At 38.0% G+C, this 19,030-nt stretch carries 17 protein-coding genes and 1 riboswitch; of the genes, 8 read left to right on the top strand and 9 right to left on the bottom strand.

All coding sequences use genetic code 11. The features are described from left to right. Positions 1-40: 40 nt before the first annotated feature. Positions 41-358, bottom strand: a complete 318-nt coding sequence (locus AAG068_RS26065) for a DUF4870 domain-containing protein (protein ID WP_098669958.1) — start codon at positions 356-358, stop codon at positions 41-43. A 283-nt stretch (positions 359-641) separates the two neighbouring features. Here AAG068_RS26065 and lldP point away from each other — a divergent pair, with 283 nt between their 5' ends. Together lldP and thiC are read left to right on the top strand one after the other, a co-directional pair. Then, a complete protein-coding gene (gene lldP, locus AAG068_RS26060) occupies positions 642-2,303 on the top strand; it encodes an L-lactate permease (protein ID WP_342716361.1) in 1,662 nt (553 codons plus the stop codon). A gap of 71 nt (positions 2,304-2,374) precedes the next feature. Then, positions 2,375-2,490, top strand: a riboswitch (TPP riboswitch). Positions 2,491-2,602: 112 nt separating this feature from the next. Further along, positions 2,603-4,363, top strand: coding sequence for a phosphomethylpyrimidine synthase ThiC (gene thiC, locus AAG068_RS26055; RefSeq protein ID WP_306186511.1), 1,761 nt, complete (start codon positions 2,603-2,605; stop codon positions 4,361-4,363). A gap of 254 nt (positions 4,364-4,617) precedes the next feature. Here the strand turns inward: thiC and AAG068_RS26050 are convergent, their stop codons facing one another. From AAG068_RS26050 to cydA, 3 genes are all read right to left on the bottom strand, one after another. Beyond that, entirely contained in the window at positions 4,618-5,976 is a 1,359-nt protein-coding gene (locus tag AAG068_RS26050) for an arsenic transporter (RefSeq protein WP_342716360.1), read from the bottom strand. 372 nt (positions 5,977-6,348) lie between these two features. After that, positions 6,349-7,374, bottom strand: coding sequence for a cytochrome d ubiquinol oxidase subunit II (locus AAG068_RS26045; RefSeq protein ID WP_078417298.1), 1,026 nt, complete (start codon positions 7,372-7,374; stop codon positions 6,349-6,351). Further along, a complete protein-coding gene (gene cydA, locus AAG068_RS26040) occupies positions 7,367-8,722 on the bottom strand; it encodes a cytochrome ubiquinol oxidase subunit I (protein WP_098238600.1) in 1,356 nt (451 codons plus the stop codon). The genes AAG068_RS26045 and cydA overlap by 8 nt, the downstream gene beginning before the upstream one ends. A gap of 256 nt (positions 8,723-8,978) precedes the next feature. Here cydA and AAG068_RS26035 point away from each other — a divergent pair, with 256 nt between their 5' ends. Together AAG068_RS26035 and AAG068_RS26030 are read left to right on the top strand one after the other, a co-directional pair. Further along, the gene (locus AAG068_RS26035; RefSeq protein ID WP_342716359.1) at positions 8,979-9,125 is read left to right on the top strand and encodes a hypothetical protein; all 147 of its coding nucleotides are present in this window, start codon (positions 8,979-8,981) and stop codon (positions 9,123-9,125) included. 94 nt (positions 9,126-9,219) lie between these two features. Next, positions 9,220-10,305, top strand: a complete 1,086-nt coding sequence (locus tag AAG068_RS26030) for a transcriptional regulator (RefSeq protein WP_342716358.1) — start codon at positions 9,220-9,222, stop codon at positions 10,303-10,305. A gap of 59 nt (positions 10,306-10,364) precedes the next feature. On the opposite strand, the gene AAG068_RS26025 is transcribed toward AAG068_RS26030, so the two are convergent. Then, positions 10,365-11,249 carry a LysR family transcriptional regulator gene (locus AAG068_RS26025; RefSeq protein ID WP_342716357.1) on the bottom strand — a complete coding sequence of 295 codons (885 nt, stop codon included), beginning with the start codon at positions 11,247-11,249 and terminating at the stop codon, positions 10,365-10,367. 135 nt (positions 11,250-11,384) lie between these two features. Between AAG068_RS26025 and AAG068_RS26020 the strand changes: the two genes are divergently transcribed. Next, on the top strand, positions 11,385-13,385 hold the full coding sequence (locus AAG068_RS26020) for a YhgE/Pip domain-containing protein (RefSeq protein WP_342716356.1): 2,001 nt from the start codon (positions 11,385-11,387) through the stop codon (positions 13,383-13,385). Between the two features lie 40 nt (positions 13,386-13,425). Here the strand turns inward: AAG068_RS26020 and AAG068_RS26015 are convergent, their stop codons facing one another. The 3 genes from AAG068_RS26015 to AAG068_RS26005 all read right to left on the bottom strand — a co-directional run bounded on the left by AAG068_RS26015 (position 13,426) and on the right by AAG068_RS26005 (position 16,372). Further along, entirely contained in the window at positions 13,426-13,806 is a 381-nt protein-coding gene (locus tag AAG068_RS26015; RefSeq protein WP_342716355.1) for a VOC family protein, read from the bottom strand. Between the two features lie 42 nt (positions 13,807-13,848). Next, entirely contained in the window at positions 13,849-15,006 is a 1,158-nt protein-coding gene (locus tag AAG068_RS26010; RefSeq protein WP_342716354.1) for an acyltransferase, read from the bottom strand. Between the two features lie 148 nt (positions 15,007-15,154). Then, positions 15,155-16,372, bottom strand: a complete 1,218-nt coding sequence (locus AAG068_RS26005; RefSeq protein ID WP_342716353.1) for a dicarboxylate/amino acid:cation symporter — start codon at positions 16,370-16,372, stop codon at positions 15,155-15,157. Between the two features lie 223 nt (positions 16,373-16,595). Between AAG068_RS26005 and AAG068_RS26000 the strand changes: the two genes are divergently transcribed. From AAG068_RS26000 to AAG068_RS25990, 3 genes are read left to right on the top strand one after another with little or no spacing between them, the layout of a single operon-like run. Continuing rightward, a complete protein-coding gene (locus AAG068_RS26000) occupies positions 16,596-16,898 on the top strand; it encodes a PTS sugar transporter subunit IIB (RefSeq protein WP_001023540.1) in 303 nt (100 codons plus the stop codon). 14 nt (positions 16,899-16,912) lie between these two features. After that, positions 16,913-18,214 (top strand): PTS cellobiose transporter subunit IIC, encoded by a 1,302-nt coding sequence (gene celB / locus AAG068_RS25995; RefSeq protein ID WP_048528124.1) that lies wholly within the window; start codon positions 16,913-16,915, stop codon positions 18,212-18,214. Between the two features lie 9 nt (positions 18,215-18,223). After that, on the top strand, positions 18,224-18,541 hold the full coding sequence (locus tag AAG068_RS25990) for a PTS lactose/cellobiose transporter subunit IIA (RefSeq protein ID WP_016085555.1): 318 nt from the start codon (positions 18,224-18,226) through the stop codon (positions 18,539-18,541). Between the two features lie 110 nt (positions 18,542-18,651). Here AAG068_RS25990 and speD read toward each other — a convergent pair whose 3' ends face one another. Then, on the bottom strand, positions 18,652-19,023 hold the full coding sequence (gene speD, locus AAG068_RS25985; protein ID WP_342716352.1) for an adenosylmethionine decarboxylase: 372 nt from the start codon (positions 19,021-19,023) through the stop codon (positions 18,652-18,654). Between the last annotated feature and the right edge of the window lie 7 nt (positions 19,024-19,030).

Here is a 19,030-nt window from a genome sequence, read left to right as displayed (position 1 = left end):
TCGTATTAACGTGCTGTTTTAATCAAACGTTTGTTTAAACTTAAGCTGTCAGTATTTTAATACCTTTTACGATGTTCCAAATGAAGTAGTATAAGCTAATAATACCGCAAATACATAAGATGATCATTGATCCAATACCAAGTGTTACGTCTGGTTGATTTGATCCGATACCCATAATTCCTAGAATAATAAATCCGATAAATGCCGCGATACTTGGAATAATGTGTGTCCATAGAGCACGTTTTGCGTGTGGTTTCGTTTCAGAATCCCCCACGATCCACACAATGATTGGGAATAAGATAGGAGCAAATAATACACTAAAGTATGATAAAGCTGCTAATATTTTGTTTCCGTTCATATATATCACCTCATAAATAATATCCGTTGTTATATCTTTATTATGCAGGAAATGTAGCGAGCTTTCTATCGATGAACATTACAAGAACGTGACGTTTTTGTAAGATTTTCATATTAAATAATAAAATTTTCGAAAAAATCTTTTGCAATGGAATTTGTTGTGATAAAATTATTGAAAACGTTTTCTTAAACGTTTTTTATTTTAGACTTAAAGGTATGATGACCTGATAGTCTATTGATGAGATTATTCTATTTAAAAGGGGATTCTTTAGGGGGAGAGAACAATGAACACATGGACACAAGTTTATGATCCGTTCGGAAATATTTGGATTTCGGCAGCGGTCGCACTTATTCCGATTATCTTTTTTTTCTTAGCGTTAGCAGTTTTCCGCATGAAGGGGTATGTGGCAGGTTTTATTACAGTTGTACTTACAATTTTAGTGGCGTTATTCGCTTATAAGATGCCGTTCACAATGGCGATGGCAGCGACCGGATATGGTTTTTTATACGGATTATGGCCAATTGCTTGGATTATCATTATGTCGGTATTTTTATATAAAATATCTGTGAAAACAGGTCAATTTGATGTCATTCGTGCATCTGTATTATCCATTACGAATGACCATCGTTTACTCGTTATTTTAATCGGTTTTTCATTCGGAGCATTTTTAGAAGGAGCAGCAGGATTTGGTGCACCAGTAGCGATTACGGCAGCGCTTCTTGCAGGTCTTGGATTAAATCCTTTATATGCAGCGGGTCTTTGCTTAATCGCAAATACGGCACCAGTAGCGTTCGGGGCGATGGGAATTCCGATTACAGTTGCTGGACAAGTAACTGGTATTGATCCACATAAAATTGGACAAATGGCTGGACATCAATTACCGTTCTTATCATTATTTGTTCCGTTCTTTATCGTATTTTTAATGGATGGATTTAAAGGAGTAAGACAAACATGGCCTGCTCTATTTGTAGCGGGTAGTTCATTTGCAATTACGCAGTTCATTACAGCGACATTCTTAGGACCAGAACTTCCGGATATTACGTCAGCACTAGTAAGCTTAGTGAGTTTATCGCTATTCTTAAAAGTTTGGCAGCCGAAAGAAATTTATCAGTCTAAACAAGCAAATAGTGAAGTAGCTGCGACAACGACGGCAACATCTATGCCGGAATTAACAGTAGGGAAAGTTGTAAAAGCATGGTCTCCATTTATTATTTTAACTGTGATGGTAGTCATTTGGAGTCAAAGCTTCTTTAAAGCGTTATTTGCTCCAGGCGGCGCATTAGAAAGCCTCGTGTTTAAGTTTGAAATTCCAGGCTTACACAATTTAGTAATGAAAGCAGAGCCAATTGTAAATAAACCGACGCCTTACGAGGCGATTTTGAAGTTTGATGTATTATCAGCAACAGGAACAGCAATCTTAATTGCTTGTATCATTTCTATCTTTATTTTGAAAATGAGTGCAAAAGATGCAGTAGCGACATTTAAAGAAACGTTAAATGAGCTTAAAATGCCAATTCTATCTATCGGATTCGTATTAGGATTTGCATTTATTGCAAACTATTCTGGTTTATCTTCTACATTAGCGTTAGCGCTTGCAGGAACTGGAGCACTATTCCCGTTCTTCTCACCATTCTTAGGTTGGATTGGGGTATTCTTAACAGGATCTGATACGTCAGCAAATGCATTGTTCTCGAATTTACAAGCGATTACAGCGCAGCAAGTCGGTGTATCTGAAGTGCTTCTTGTTGCAGCAAATACAACGGGCGGTGTAACAGGAAAAATGATTTCTCCGCAATCGATTGCAATTGCTTGTGCAGCAGTTGGACTTGCTGGAAAAGAATCAGATTTATTCCGCTTTACAGTGAAGCATAGTTTATTCTTCGTAATTATTGTTGGTATTATGACGTATGTACAGGCATATTATTTAACGTGGATGATTCCATAAGTAACAAAAGAAATAAACTTTGCATTTTTCAGATTATCGTGTATGATGAGAAAGTATTGAAAATTAAATCAGTGATAAACTAGGGGTGCCTAACGTATGCGTAGGCTGAGAGAGAAGCGCGTGAACTTCTTAACCCTTTGGACCTGATCTGGCTCGTACCAGCGTAGGGAAGTTAACGGCTTTACATAATGATGTCTTTATGAGCCAGGTCCTTATTTTTTTATGGACCTGGCTCTTTTTATTTTGGCATACGCTGGCCATATCTCGTCCTTGTCACGTACAGGGGGGCAACAAAGGTTATGAAACAATCTGTTTCATCTGAGCAAATTGAATTGAAATCGAGTTTACCAGGAAGTAAGAAAGTATATGTGGATGGGCCACGCGCGGGTATGAAAGTACCGATGCGTGAGATTGAACAAAGTGAAACGAACGGCATTCCGAATCCACCAATTCGTGTATATGATACGAGCGGTCCTTATACAGATCCTGCGTATAAAGTGGAGCTGGAAAAAGGGTTGCAGGCGCCGCGCCACTCTTGGATCCTAGAGCGCGGGGATGTAGAAGCATACGAAGGACGCGAAGTGAAACCAGAGGATGACGGTGTGAAGGTAGCTTCGAAACATACACCTGTTTTCCCGCAAATGGGTCGCAAACCGCTTAGAGCGAAGCAAGGTGCAAATGTTACGCAAATGCACTATGCACGTAATGGCATTATTACATCTGAGATGGAATATGTTGCGATCCGTGAAGGAGTAGAGCCTGAGTTTGTTCGTAAGGAAATCGCGGAAGGTCGAGCTATTTTACCAGCAAATATTAACCATCCGGAAGCAGAACCGATGATTATTGGACGTAACTTCCATGTGAAGGTCAATGCAAATATCGGAAACTCTGCTGTATCTTCTTCTATCGCAGAAGAAGTAGAGAAGATGACGTGGGCAACGCGCTGGGGTGCAGATACGATTATGGATTTATCTACAGGTAAAAATATTCATACGACACGTGAGTGGATTATTCGTAACGCGCCTGTACCAGTTGGGACTGTACCGATCTATCAAGCGCTGGAGAAAGTAAATGGAATTGCAGAAGATTTAACGTGGGAAGTGTATCGTGATACGTTAATTGAGCAAGCGGAGCAAGGCGTTGATTACTTTACAATTCACGCGGGCGTATTACTTCGCTACATTCCGATTACTGCAAAGCGTACGACAGGTATCGTTTCACGCGGTGGTTCGATTATGGCACAGTGGTGTTTATTCCATCATAAAGAAAACTTCTTGTATACTCATTTTGAAGAAATTTGTGAAATTATGAAGCAGTACGACGTTTCGTTCTCTCTTGGAGATGGATTACGTCCAGGTTCGATTGCAGATGCAAATGACGAAGCGCAATTCTCTGAACTTGAAACACTTGGTGAATTAACGAAGATTGCTTGGAAACATGATGTGCAAGTGATGATCGAAGGACCTGGGCATGTACCGATGCACTTAATTAAAGAGAATATGGAGAAAGAACTTGATATTTGTCAGGGTGCGCCGTTTTACACACTTGGGCCATTAACGACAGATATTGCACCAGGTTATGACCATATTACATCCGCAATTGGAGCTGCGATGATTGGCTGGTTTGGAACGGCGATGCTTTGTTATGTAACGCCGAAAGAACATTTAGGTTTACCGAATAAAGATGATGTACGCACGGGTGTTATTACGTACAAAATTGCAGCGCATGCAGCTGATCTTGCGAAAGGGCATAAAACGGCTCATCAGCGTGATGATGCACTTTCAAAAGCTCGCTTTGAATTCCGTTGGCGCGATCAATTTAATTTATCTTTAGATCCTGAACGTGCGATGGAATATCACGATGAAACATTGCCAGCAGAAGGCGCGAAAACAGCTCATTTCTGTTCCATGTGCGGACCGAAGTTTTGTAGTATGAGAATTTCACATGATATTCGTGAATATGCGAAAGAAAATGATTTAGAAACGACAGAAGCAATTGAAAAAGGAATGAAAGAGAAAGCGAAAGAATTTAAAGAAACAGGTAGTCATTTATACCAATAACACGTTACACCTCTTTACTTGATTGATCACACTGTAGTACCTAACTTAAATATAGAAGAAGCCCGCTTTGCTAAGACGGTAGCAAAGCGGGCTTCTGTCGTTTATCCCACTTTAATGGGCAGTAAGACTCCCACCTCAAAATTCAGCGAAAGCAAAGAATTTAGGTGGGGGGCGGGCTGCCCATTAAAGTCCGATTGGTGAGGGCTGATAATCAGTGGGGGATGAAGAAACCCCCTACTAATTAAAGTTTCACTTTATAAGGCGAAGAAGAGATGTACCCAGTAGAATAAGAGGAATAATGTGACGACTGTTGTGAGTGGAATAACGATAAGGGATACACTTAAATAGTCTTTCCATTTTACTTTAATTTTGTTTTGTTTCAGGATATACATCCATATGAGGGAAGCTAGCGTACCGATTGGTAATAATAGTGAACCGATGTCACTACCAATAATGTTTGCGAGATAGATCGTTTTTAAAGTGATTGGATCTAGTCCCATTTCTGTTAATGTGATTGTCCCAATCATAAGTGCAGGGTGATTGTTGAAGACGTTGGAGAGGAGGGAGACAAGTCCGCCCATTGCAAAGCTAGCATAGAGTAGATGTTGACTTACCACTGGCTCAAGCCAATTTACAAGCGCCGCTGTTAATCCTGCATTATGAAGCCCGTAAATAATGACATACATAGAGAAAGCGAAAATTAAAATGTGCCACGGTGTCTTTTTCAAAATGTCGACAGGATTCGTTCGTAAGTAGTACCATCTCCAGATGAGAAGAATGAGTGAACCGAGTACGGCAACAATTTCAATTGGGATGGATAAGAAGGATGCAACGAATAGAAGACAGCGCATAAGGAAGACGAAGCCTAATACTTTTAGCATGAATCTTGTCCGTTTTTGTTTCGTATCAACTGAATTTTTTCCTTTTAACGGATGGAAGTTTTTTGTGAAGAATATTTCTTCGATATCATATGAAGAAACAGGTAATTTTTTTGGTAGCTTTTTCTTTAACACTGTATACATAAGCCATGACATAAACAATAGTCCTAATGTTGCAGGTACAAACATCATAGCAGTATGCATATAAAGAGTCATATTCACGATATTTAATGCAATTAAGTTTACGATATTACTTACACCAATTGGTGCACTAGATGCAGTAGCGATTAAAGCACCGCTTAATAAATAGGGGATTTGTTGATGCGGTTTTAATTGAAGGTTTTTTAGAAGAAGAATTAAGATTGGAGTTGTAATTAAAATACTACCGTCATTATTAAATAAAAGAGTCATAAGAAAACATAATAATTGAATATACCAGTATAAACGGCGACCAGAGCCTTTTGCTAAGTTTGCAAGTTTCGCTGCGGACCAGTGGAAGAAGCCAAAGCTTTCTAATATAACTGCCATAACGATGGTCGCTAATATTGTTATAGAGGCACCGCCAATTTTACTAATAATGTCTATGACGTCTGGTCTTGATACAAGTCCAGTAATCAAGATAATGCCAGCGCCAATTGCTGCCGGCCACGCCTCATTTAAACCACGGGGTCGCCAAAAGATAACAATCATCGTTAAGAAGAATACAATAATAGTAATCCATATTTCAATGCTCATATTTTACCTACCTTTCTACTTTTCCTTAAATCAATGTAGCTTGTCTCAAGGTTTGTATTAGTAGTATATTCAGCGAAAAATAGGAAGAACTAGACATATAATGGAATAAAGTGAATATGTGTTTTTCAAGCGAAAGGACAAGTGTCATGAATAGTGAAATAACTATTGTGAGAGGTGTCTATAAATTAGTGGGGCAGTAAGATAGTAAATAGAAATTATATGGGCAATTATTGAGATATATCAGCAATTTTTAAAATATATCGGCGTAACTCAAAATATATCAGTGATTTTTAAAATATATCAACTTGTCGAAAAAACATGACAAAAGGAGCCCATCCCAATATGATTTTTGGGACAGACTCCAAGGGTGGATTATTTTTCCTTTAAAAAAGTTCGATCCTTCAAGAATAAATTCCAGAAGAAAATAAATCCTGGTAATAAAATTGCAATGCCAATTGCATATAGAATAAGCAATGCATAGAATGTTTCGACCGTTGTAAAGCTTGTAAATACAGTTACATCAGGATAAATAATATAAGGTAAATGTGCAACACCGTAAGCGTAACTTGCAAATGCATATTGAGCGATGACTGCTAAAACGGCAATACGAGGGTATCCTAGTGAGTCATACTTCTTGTTTGTCCACCAAAGAGAAGAGTACCCGATAACGAATAAAACGATAGAAACTGTAAACCATGGGAATTGCTTTATGAGTCCTTGCATAAGCCAGTGTGTTTCCGGGTCCATTACAACGAGGGCGATAATCGCCGTAACGAGTGTTGCAGGACCAAGGATGATGGCGTTTCTTCTATAAACTCTATACGAATCTTCTGAACCTTGCTCTCTCGCAAAATCAGCAAGAAAGAGAGAAGAGAGAAATAGTTCCGAAGTTAGCCCAAAGAGCATATAACAGTAGATCACTGGGCTAGAAAGAAGCTTTCCATACAGGAGTACTTCTTTTCCTTCAGACATTGTAATATAAGCCCCCTCTGTAACGGGTAAAACGGTAATTAATAAGGCTGGAATTAAGAGCCCGGTAATACCTGAAATAACCCGAAGAAGATACTGATATTTTGGTACAGAGTAAGCAAATACCATGAATGTACTGCGAATTGCAATGAGTATTAAAATTAACATAACTGGTACGAACATGACTGTCGCAAGGGTGAAAGCGGCTTTCGGAAAGAAACCGAGAAAAGCGACAACGACAAAGACAAGAAATGTATTTGTTACTTCCCAAGTTGGTGATAAGTATCGGTTGGCAAGCTTAGCAGCGAGCGTTGGATGTTTTGCGTATACCATGCCCCAAAAACCTGCCCCAAAATCGATGGACCCTAATATACTGTAAACGAAAATAAGAGCCCATAAGATGATGATTGCAATACTTTCCTCATGCACGAGAATCGCCTCCTTCGTGATGTAAATCATTTGTAAGCGGATGTTTCTTAAAGAATGTCCGTAGTACAAAAACAGTTAAAATACCGAGTCCAATATATAAAATGATGAATAGAATAAATAAAGGACCGACAAAATCAGCGCGTGTAGAAGCGTCGACTGTACGTTGCATACCATAAATGGTCCACGGTTGGCGACCGCTACAACTAAAAATCCATCCAAATTCAATGCCGAGCATCATAATTGGTCCACATGCGGCCGCTCCCCAAAGAAGCCACTTCGGTAATTCTGCGCCTTTTTTTCGGTAAACAAAGTACCAATATAAGAGGGCAATTGCTGCAACCGCAAAGGTGAAGGCAGCGGTGCCGACCATTAAGTTGAATAGTGTATGTGTGTAAAATGGTGGCCATGTTTCTTGTGGGAATTCATTTAGTCCTTTTACGACGGTGCTAGGGTCTAGTCCCACTAGTAGGCTAAGCATGTTCGGAATTTCTAGTGCATAGTTTAGTTCAAGTGTGTTAGGATCTACAACGCCGCCAATTGATAACGGTGCATGTGACGTCGTTTCAAATAAAGCTTCAGCAGATGCAAGTTTTTCAGGGGAATGCTTATGTAAGGCAATTGCCGATTCGTGTCCCGAAAGCCACATCGTAGCCCCTGTAATAAATGTCACGACGAGTCCTAACAGCAGTCCTTTTTTATGATACGCCACTTCACGCTCACTTAAATTTTTCTTTAATAATTTAAATCCAGCGATAGAGGCAATGACAGCAGCTCCAGTTGCGTAGGCTGTAATCACAACATGGAATGCGCTCGTGCCAAAACTCGGATTAAAGAAAGCTTTCCACGGATCAACGTTGAAAACGGATCCATCTGGCCCCATTGAAAAGCCCGCTGGTGTATTCATCCATGTATTTGCTGATGTAATAAGCACGGCAGATGCCGTGGCACCAATCATGACGAAGAATAATGAGATTAATCTCATGAATGGAGGTAGTTTGTCAGCTGCGTATACATAAATGGACATGAACAAAGCCTCTAAAAAGAAGGCGAAAATCTCAATTTGAAAGGGAACAGAAATAACCTGCCCAACAATTTTGGCAAAACCAGGCCAAAGAAGTGAGATTTGCACACCAACGATTGTTCCAGTCGGAATTGCTACACCGAGAAGGATGGCGAACGCTTTCGTCCATCTTTTCGCCATGATGGCGTAATCGGAATCTTTCTTCCAGTGATAGAGTATTTCACTTATAAAAATCATTAATGAAAGTCCCACGCCAAGTGTTGCAAAGATAATGTGGAATGCTAATGAAGAACCGAAAAATGCTCTTGCTAATGTTACCGTATCCATATGTAAACTCCTCTTCTTTTTTGCCATTATTTTCTGATTGAATTGGAAGATTTATTCAAAAAAACTACCAAAAATATATATGTATTTAAAAAGTGGATATGGTAATATAATGTTTGAATATTATGAAAAGAAAGAAGTTAATGTTTAATAATATTTTGTTTGTTTTTTAGTAAGGAATATTTTATAATCTTTTATGCGAACATAAGTTCTGTTTTTCCGGGGTGAAGAAGTTTATGTGAAATGGAGAGGATGTTTTATGTATCCTGAAGTCATTAAAAAGATGGCATTTTCAAAAGAGCATAGAGATTTATTATTGAAGCTGTATAATAAAGAGATTACGCGTCGGGAGTATGATCGACTTGTGGAATCGCTATATAGACCTTCTAAAGAGGTATGTGAGTGATAGAGGAACGGGAGACAATCTAATAGATTGTCTTTTTTAATTTTACGTATGTTCTGGTAAAATTAAGGATAGCCTTATTAGGGAGGTGAATAGATTGAGGAAACGTTTATATATAGGGGTTGGAGTTGTTCTCTTAATCGCTTTAGGTGGAATTGTATTTTGGTCAGCTATACAAGGAAACCGTACAGAACATTTTATTTTAAGACATATGGTGAATGAAAATGGGACGCTTGCTACATATCGTTTAGCGGATACAAAGGCAGGCACGGGTGAAGCGAAGGGCCGTGAAGCTTTATCGGAATCGGCAGGGCTATGGCTACAATATACACTCGATAAAGACGATCAAGCGTTATTCGATGAACAAGTTAAGGTTATTCAAAATAACTTTGTACATAAGGATCAAATCGTTATATGGAAAATCTCTGAAAAGGGAGAAATACAGTCTGCTACCAATGCACTTATAGATGATCTTCGTATTATAGAACAATTATATCGTGCTTATGAAATGTATAAGGAAGAGCGTTATAAAACCTTGGCAGATCAATTGAGCGATGCTGTAATTCGTTATAATAAGAAAGGTAATTATTACGTTGATTATTATGATGCAGATGCAGGAAAACAAAATAACTTTGCAACTACATCATACTTAAATCCGCACGCATTCTCTTATATGAAGAAGTACGGTAAAGTTTCTGCTCAGCAATATCAGGAAGTCGTTCAATTGTTAGCGGATTACCCAAGGCATGGCTGGGCATTCCCGAAAGAGTATAAAGAAGATGGTACATTTACGTACGATAAAGAAGTGAATTTAATTGATCAATCATACGTTGCCTATCACCGGAGTCTAGGTGGACTTTCATCAGATGCTTACTTGGAATTTATAAAGAAGAAATTTCAGGAGGATGGAAAGCTATACGGCCGTTACAATTTAGAAACGGGAAAACAAACTGTGAATTATGAATCACCAGCGGCTTACGGATTAACGATTATGTACGTACTACAAACAGGTGATACAAAGTTTGCAAAGGAACTATATGATCATATGGTTACATTTCGAAATGATAATGTATTTAGTAGATATTACGGTGGATACGTAACGGGCGAAAATAATAATACGCATATTTTCGATAACGTATTGCCACTTTTAGCGGAAATGGAATTGGAGAAGAGTAAGAAATAGAAGGTGCCATCCTTTTGAGGGGGCACCTTCTATTTATATCGTTATTTATCGATGTAATTTTACGTCCTAATATTAGAGAAGTAGTCAATCACGAATTCACGAAATTGCTGAGCAGTTTTTGATAAATAGCGTTTTTTCGACCAACTTAAGCCGATAGTTCGCTCGCAATTCGGTTCAATAATACGTAACTTATTTAATGCTAAAGTAGAATTTTTTAATAAAGTTAAACTTGGGACGAAAGCGATGCCGAGACCTTGCTTAATAAGGTCGCTAATTACGGTTGGTTCATCTACTTCAAAAGCGATATGCGGAGTGAAACCAGCTTTCTTGCAAAATTCATCTGTTAAGTGCCGAAATCCGTAACCAGTGTTCATACTAATAAATGGTTCGTCTTTTACTTCATGCAGATGAATACTGTCGCGTCCTGATAAACGATGACCTGAAGGGACGACTAAGAAAATTTCTTCTGTAATAAGTGGTTCCCACATAATTTCCTCGCCTTCAATTGGCACAGAAGAAATGCAAAAATCAATTTCTATATTATCTAGTTGTCGTTTCATAGAAGGAGTAGATGCGAGAAACTGTTGGAAACGAACGTTAGGATGTTCTAGTAAAAAAGAACCGAGTAGTTCTGGTAATATTCTCGGAATAGAAACTGCCAGTGTAATAGAGCTTTGTTGTAATTCAGCTAAATCTTTAATTTCTCGTTCACCTTCACTTAATTCATGAAAAATGCGCTCTACTCGTTTTAAAAATACTTTCCCAAAAGAGTTTAATGTAATCTGTCGACCTTGGCGATCAAATAGCGGGACGCCTAAGTCTTTTTCTAATCTAGCGATTGTTTTACTGAGCGATGGTTGTGCGATATGCAATTCCTCAGCCGCTTTTGTCATATGTTCTAATCGTGCGACTGTCTGAAAGTATTTTAGTTGAAGAAGTTCCATTTTGAATCTCCTTTCTATAGACCAAAAGGAATGAATTGATAATTAAAGATGTATTATACAGTATGGAAAGTGGCGTGTATAGTAAATCTGTTAAACCATTGTAATGGTGTGAAATTAGGAGAAGGAGTATGTTTCATGAAGGGAATTCAACTTATATTTAAAGATTGGAAAGCGATGTGGCACCATAAACATGGACGTATCGCTTTAATTTTTTTATTAATCGTTCCTTTAATTTATTCAGGATTCTTTTTAGCTGGATACTGGGATCCATATGGGAAATTAGATAAATTACCTGTTGCGATTGTAAATTTAGATAAGGGTGCTGCGATGGATGAAAAAACAATTCATGCAGGAGACGATTTTGTAAAAAATTTAAAAGAGAATAAGGAACTAGCTTTTCATTTCGTATCAGAAAAACATGCTGATGAAGGGTTGAAAGAAGATAAGTATTATATGGTTGTTACGATTCCAGAGGATTTCTCTCAAAAGGTAAGTACACTTATGGATGAGAAACCAGAGCCAGCGCAGCTTCAGTACAAAGTAAATCCGGGTAAAAACTTTGTAGCAGCTCAAATTGGAACGACAGCTGTTGAAAATATGAAAACAAAAATTTCAAATAGTATTACGAAATCTTATACAGAAGGTGTCTTTTCAAAGTTTCAAGAATTAGCACAAGGATTGAGTGATGCAAGTAATGGGGCTGAGAAGTTACATGAAGGAACGACAGATGCAAAAAATGGGGCGAATCAGCTTGCAGATGGTATTCATCGTTTAAGTGACGGAACATCAAAAGTGAAAGAGGGAAGTGAAAAACTTGCTGCTAGCCAATCAGCCTTAACTGGCGGAGCAAACGAGCTAAACCAAGGAGCAAACTCGCTTCATAGCGGGATGGAGTTATTGACGCAAGGTGAAAAAACTTTGCAATCAGGGGTTAGTGAATTAAGTGCGGGTACAAATGAATGGGTGAACGGAAGTGAGAAACTTGCTGAGGGGCAAGTGAAAGCGGACAATGCAGCAAATAGTGTAAAGCAACAATTAGAAGATTACGTGAAAAGTCATCCAGAAGTGCAGCAAGACCCTGCTTTTCAAAAAATCGTTGCTACTTCTAATGGATTAGCTAAAGCAACAAATACTTTAAATAATAGCCAACAACAATTGACACAAGGTGCGCAGAAGCTTGCGGATGGTCAGCATAAGATTGAAGAAGGCATGAATACATTTGGAGTTAAGTTAAATGAGGCTACTACTGGAACGAAAAAGATTGCAGATGGTGCTGCGAATTTAGCTAATGGATTTACGAAGTGGGGAAGTGGATTTACATCATTACAAGAAGGTGTAAATCACCTTGCGAGTGGCGGAACAGAGCTAAATCATGGTGCTGATCAGTTAACGAACGGACTTGTTAAACTTGACGATGGTGCGAAGGAACTTTCTACGAAATTGGGAGATGGAGCAGAGAAGATAGCGGATGTTCGCAATGATGATGCACGCAATACGATGTTCTCAGAGCCAGTTCAATTAGTGAAGTCGACAGTTTCTGATGTACCTAATTACGGTTCAGGTATTGCACCATATTTCTTATCACTTGCATTTTATGTTGGCGGAATTATGGCATCGAATATTTTACCTCTTGGCCGTAGACAAAATATGAAGGTAAGCGGAACGGTACATTTTATTAATAAACTAGGATTGGTATATGTAATTGGACTTATTCAAGCATTACTAGTAGATGTGGTTGTGCTAGGAGCTATGAAATTAGAAGTTGCAAGTGTGCCACTCTTTATTTTATCAAGTATTGTTATTTCCTTTACGTTCATGACATTTATTCTCATGTTAGTAACGGTATTTGGTCTTGTTGGAAAGTTCTTAGCGGTAACACTTCTCGTCTTGCAATTAGCGACGAGCGGTGGTACTTTCCCAGGAGAATTAAATATAGCTATTCTTAGCAAGATTGGACAATTTCTCCCAATGTCCCATTCTCTTAGAGGGCTACAAGATGTGATTTCTTTAGGAGATTGGTCGCAATTACAAATGCAAATTTTAATATTATTATGCTATCTCGTTGTTGCCGGCGGAATTGCTTGGATCACGAGTCATATACAGCATAAGGAAACGAATGCAGAACAAGTTTCTTAAAATGAAAGAAGCTATCCGATTTTTTCGGATAGCTTCTTTTTTATTTGCGTTCCATTACCGCAAAATAATTATTTTCGTTATCAGCAAAGTTGAATGCTCTACCTGTAGGTAAATCTACAACTTGTCCAACTGTAACGTTTTTCTCAGAAAGATCTTTATACAGTTGATCTAAGTTATTAGAGAAGAACATAAGTGAAGGCGTATGTAAGTTTAATTCAGGTTGCATCTTCGCAATTAACGCTTTATCGTGAAGGACGATGCTTGTGCCTGCATCTTTCGTTGGAGCGATTTCAATCCAGCGAAATCCTTTTCCGTTATTTTCTTCAGCGATGATTTGGAATCCTACTTTTTCTGTCCAAAATTTCACTGTTTCGTCTTGGTTATTTACATATAACATAATTTGTCCAATTTGATTAATCATAGGTGTATCCTACTTTCTTTTCTTGTATGGAATTCTATTATATCAAAGATATGGTTTGAATACTTTTTCATGATTTTTCCGAAGTACAATTTTCGCCCATTTTGCATTCGTCGTAGGAGAAGGGCCTGTAATCCACGTATGAAGTGGTAGTGTACTGCAAATGACCATTGCTGAAATTGAGATTGTGGCTGTTATTGTAAATAATAATAGGCTATATAATATTGTGTTTTCTTGTAGTGTGAATAAAGAAAGAAATTTTGTACATAGTTGCAAGAAGAAAAAGTGAGCTAAATAAGCACCATATGTGTAATTCCCGATAAAGCGTAAAGCTTTATATAAGAAACCGCGTCGCTGTACGATTGTAATAGACAGCACGTAAAGTATAATAATCTCGCATACGATATATATAAACATAGACGGTTTTAAATAAGTCGAAACGGTTAAATGAATAGAGTTTGCTCCGTGAAAACTAAATAACTCATAATTGATGAATAAAAATAAGATAAAAAATAATATTGTAATAAGCGGGATATGTTTTATGACAAATGTACGCCACGCTTTTAGTGCGACAGCAGCGATTCCTCCCATGACGAAATAGAATGAGTAGAAGAAGAAGGAACGGTCTGTATAATGTAAAATAGTTGAGCTAGTCAATTTCTCTCCATTAAAAATGTAGTGAGAAGAATACCACATTAAGAGAAAATATAAACAAGCAAAGATGGTCATATATTTATATATGTCTTTTTTATTTTCTGTTCGTTTTTGAAACCAATAAAATAGTGTGCATAGTAAAGGGAACAATAAGTGAATTTGGAACATCATAATTACGTACCAAAGATGGGGTGCTGCTGTTCCGAGTAATAAACTTTTTATTCCGCTTTGTAGTGTAATCATATCGTTTGTTGTTAATAAGTAAAGAATAGACCAGAAGAAATAAGGAATGAGTAAATGTGCGGCTTTTTCATAAAGATATTCTGTGTAGGCTAGTTGCTTCGTATATTGCCGAATTAAGTGAAAGCCGACGATAAATATGAATGCAGGTGCTGAAAATTTTGCAAGGTTAAATAGCATGCCCATAATGAGGGATTGCTCAAGTAAAACATTTCCTTGATTCATTGTATATAATAAGGAACTTTGCAAAACGACAGCGAGGAATGCAATGCTTTGCAAAACTTTAAATTCTGGTGCGCTTTGAGTCATAATGTCCATCTCCTTTTCCATACATGATTATAGTACGGAGAATAGATAATGAGTGTGGAATATTTGTGAAGGTTTTAACAAATTTGTGGCGGAATGGATTAACAACAAAAAAAGAGGATGCTCCACAGGAGCATCCTCTTTCTATTTATTAAGCAAATTTGTTTTTGATCCAGTTCTTACCTTCTACAAGGCGAGCTGTCATTACGGCACAAGCGTTATCTGCTGTTACGTTTAACATCGTTGCAGGAGGATCAATGATTGTACTGATTGCTGCGATAATTGGCAATGCTTCTGGCGGGAAGCCATATAAAGAAACGATTAACATTTCACCAATCATACCGCCGCCTGGAATAGCGCCCATTACTGTTCCTACTAATAGAGAAACAACAAGTGCGATTGCTAATGTTTTCGGTCCTTCGAATTCCATATTGAAAATACCGAATAAGAAAGCAATCTTTAATACGCCGCCTAAAACAGAGCCGTCTTTATGAAGTGTAGATCCAAGAAGGACAACTGTTTCACGAACGTCAGACGAGATACCCATTTTCTTCGTTGCTTCCAAGTTCGCTGGAATACTAGCAGCACTACTACAAGTTGCAAGTGATGTAACTGTAGGAGAGACCATGTTCTTCCAAAATACTTGTATACCTTGTTTGCGACCTGCAAGGTATGCATAGAACGTGAAGAATACAAAGAAGTAAATGAGAGACGCTGGATAGTATACCATTGCAGCTCGGAAGTAAGTTCCAAGAAGTTGTGGTCCAAATTCACCAACTAATGCTGCGAAGTAAGCAGCAAGTCCGATTGGAGCGTAGTACATAATGAAAGATACAACTTTCATTGAAATTTCTGCACCAGCTTGTAAGAATGTAGCGAATGGTTTCCCTTTTTCACCAACTGCTGAAGTTGCAATCCCCATTAAAATAGAGAAGAAAATAAGTGCTAACATATTTTCTCGAGATAGTAACTTTGAGAAGTCAGATACTGTTAGAATACCGACGATTTGATCTGCAACACTAACTGCCTTTTCAGCTTTATCAGGCTGCGTTAGTTCTAATACAACACCTTGTGCTGGCGGGAATACTTTCACGACAATAATCATAAAAATAGCAGCTAAAATACTCGTAAATAAGAAAGTCCCAGCCATGCTAGACATAATTTTACCGAAACGTTTTAATCCATCCATATTAGCAATAGATGATGCGATGCTAAAGAACACTAAAGGTACAACAATCGTAAACATTAAGTTTAAGAAAATGTCACCAAGCGGCTTTAAAGCAACTGCATCGGCACCCATGAAATAACCAATGAAACCACCAATTAGGATAGAAGATAATAAAATAAGTGGAAAGCGATATGCCTTCATAAATATATCCTCCTATCAATTAAAAAAATCATACTGAATTATTATAGCGAGTTAGCGTCTTCTTTACTAGGAGAATAATGATAGATGGAATAGCGTGAAAACCGAGAAATTTTTGTTTTTAAGCTCGGCATACAGCAGGAAATCTAGACATATATATTTGTAACCTAGCGGTGGCAAAGGATGCACCGTAACTTAGGTTTGGAAAAAGGGGGAGGGAAAAGGGATGAATATTTTACTTTGCTGTGCAGCGGGAATGTCTTCCAGTTTAATTGTTACGAAAATGGAGAAAGCAGCAGAGGCAAGAGGGATAGAGGTAAAGATTTGGGCAGTATCAGGTTCTGAAGTAAATAGTCACATAGATGAAGCGGATGTACTTTTACTTGGACCACAAGTACGTTATTTATTACCGAAAATGAAAGAGTTATGTAAAGGGAAAGGGATACCTGTTGATGTCATTCAGTCCGTCCATTACGGGCTTTGTAATGGGGAAGCAATCCTGCAAGCAGCTTTGTTAATGAAACCATGAGGAGAGTGGGATAGATGATACGGTTTTTAGAGAAATATGTAATGCCAGTAGCAGGGAAGGTTGCAGAACAGAGGCACTTGCTAGCGATTCGTGATGGACTTGTATTGACGATGCCTTTCTTAATTATAGGATCATTTTTCCTCATCATTAGTGCTTTACCAATACCAGGTTATAATGATTTTATGGCCGGTTTGTTTGGGGAGAATTGGCAGAGGGCTTTGGGGTATCCAGTTAGTGCAACTTTTAATATAATGGCTTTAATAGCTGTTTTTGGAATCGCTTACAGACTTGGAGAATATTATAAAGTGGACGCTTTAGCATCCGGGGCATTATCGCTTGTGACATTTTTACTTGCGACGCCATTTCAAGTTGCATATATTATACCAAGTACAAAAGAGAGTGTACTTGTAGAAGGTGCTATCCCAGCTGCATTAATGGGAAGCCAAGGGTTATTTGTAGCAATGATTATCGCACTTATATCTACTGAGCTTTATCGGTTTATTGTACAAAAAAAGATAATTATAAAGATGCCAGAGACAGTTCCGCCAGCTGTGACACGTTCATTTGCCGCACTTGTTCCAGGATTTATTGTTGTAACGGTTATTTGGATTTTACGTTTAATTATAGAAAATACTTCTTTTGGCAGTATCCATAATATTGTAGGGCAAATTTTACAGGAACCACTTAGTGTACTTGGTGCTAGTCTTTGGGGCGCAATAATAGCTGTTATTCTCGTTCATGTTCTTTGGTCATGTGGAATTCATGGAGCTACTATTGTTGGTGGTGTAATGAGTCCCGTTTGGTTGTCGTTAATGGATCAAAACCGAGTTGCTTACCAAGCAGGGCAAGATATACCAAATACGATTACTGCACAGTTTTTTGATTTATGGATTTATATGGGCGGTTCCGGTGCAACGCTTGCTTTAGTTGTAGGAATGTTATTATTTGCCCGAAGTCAGCAATTAAAAAGTATAGGTAGATTGTCAATTGCGCCTGGTATATTTAATATTAATGAGATGGTAACTTTTGGGATGCCGATTGTCATGAATCCAATTTTATTAATTCCATTTATATTGGTTCCAGTTGTGTTAACAATTGTTTCTTACTTTGCAATGGAATGGGGATTAGTTGCTCGTCCGAGCGGTGCTGCTGTACCTTGGACGACACCGATTCTTTTTAGTGGATATTTAGGATCGGGCGGGAAACTTTCAGGTGTTGTTTTACAACTTGTTAACTTTGCGCTTGCATTCTTCATTTATTTACCGTTCTTAAAAATATGGGATAAACAAAAAGTAGCGGAAGAAAAGGGGGAGTAAAGAACTAAAATGGATACGATAGAAACGAAAGCTTTTCATTTAATTTTGCACGGGGGAAATGCGAGAAGTTGTTCAATGGAAGCAATTGATTGTGCAAAGCGTGGAGAGTTTACAGAAGCAGAAGCTAAATTACAAGAAGCGTTAGAGGAATTAAAAGAGGCGCACCGTGTACAAACGGATCTCATACAAAAAGAAGCTGGTGGTGAAAAGACCGAAGTTACGCTTCTGATGGTGCACGCACAAGATCATTTAATGAATGCAATTACGGTGAAGGAATTAGCGAGTGAATTTGTAGAATTATATAGGAAGATGTCAGTGGCTGAATGAACCTTGCGTATGCAAGGTTTTTTTATGTATGTATCTGTACCACCAGTGGAATGTTCGTTCCACTGATGGTATTTACACTCCTCCTTTTTACAAATGAATAAGAGTGATATTTAATTAGTATTTACAATCTCTCCTATACCACGAATTAATTTTTTTATATGCATCTCATTTGGTTTTAATATACTTACGATATAATCAATCGCTATTTGCGGTTCAACGGTCGTACCACACGTATAACAGTCAATGGCTGCAAAGTTTTTTTCTGGATAAGTGTGAATAGAAAGGTGGCTTTCTGATAGTAAAACTAAGACAGTAACACCGTGCGGTTCGAATTCTTTTGCACTTACGTTTAAAATATGTGCGCCAGAGCGATCCGCAGCGGTAACTAAATGATATTCTAAAAAGTGAACATCATCTAATAGGGAAAAATCCACTCCCCATAAATCTACTATTATATGCTTACCGAAAGTAGAGTATTCCATAAGGTAG

The sequence above is a fragment of the Bacillus paramycoides genome, assembly GCF_038971285.1.
Lineage (GTDB): Bacteria > Bacillota > Bacilli > Bacillales > Bacillaceae_G > Bacillus_A.
This window is presented reverse-complemented; position numbering and strand designations above follow the sequence as displayed.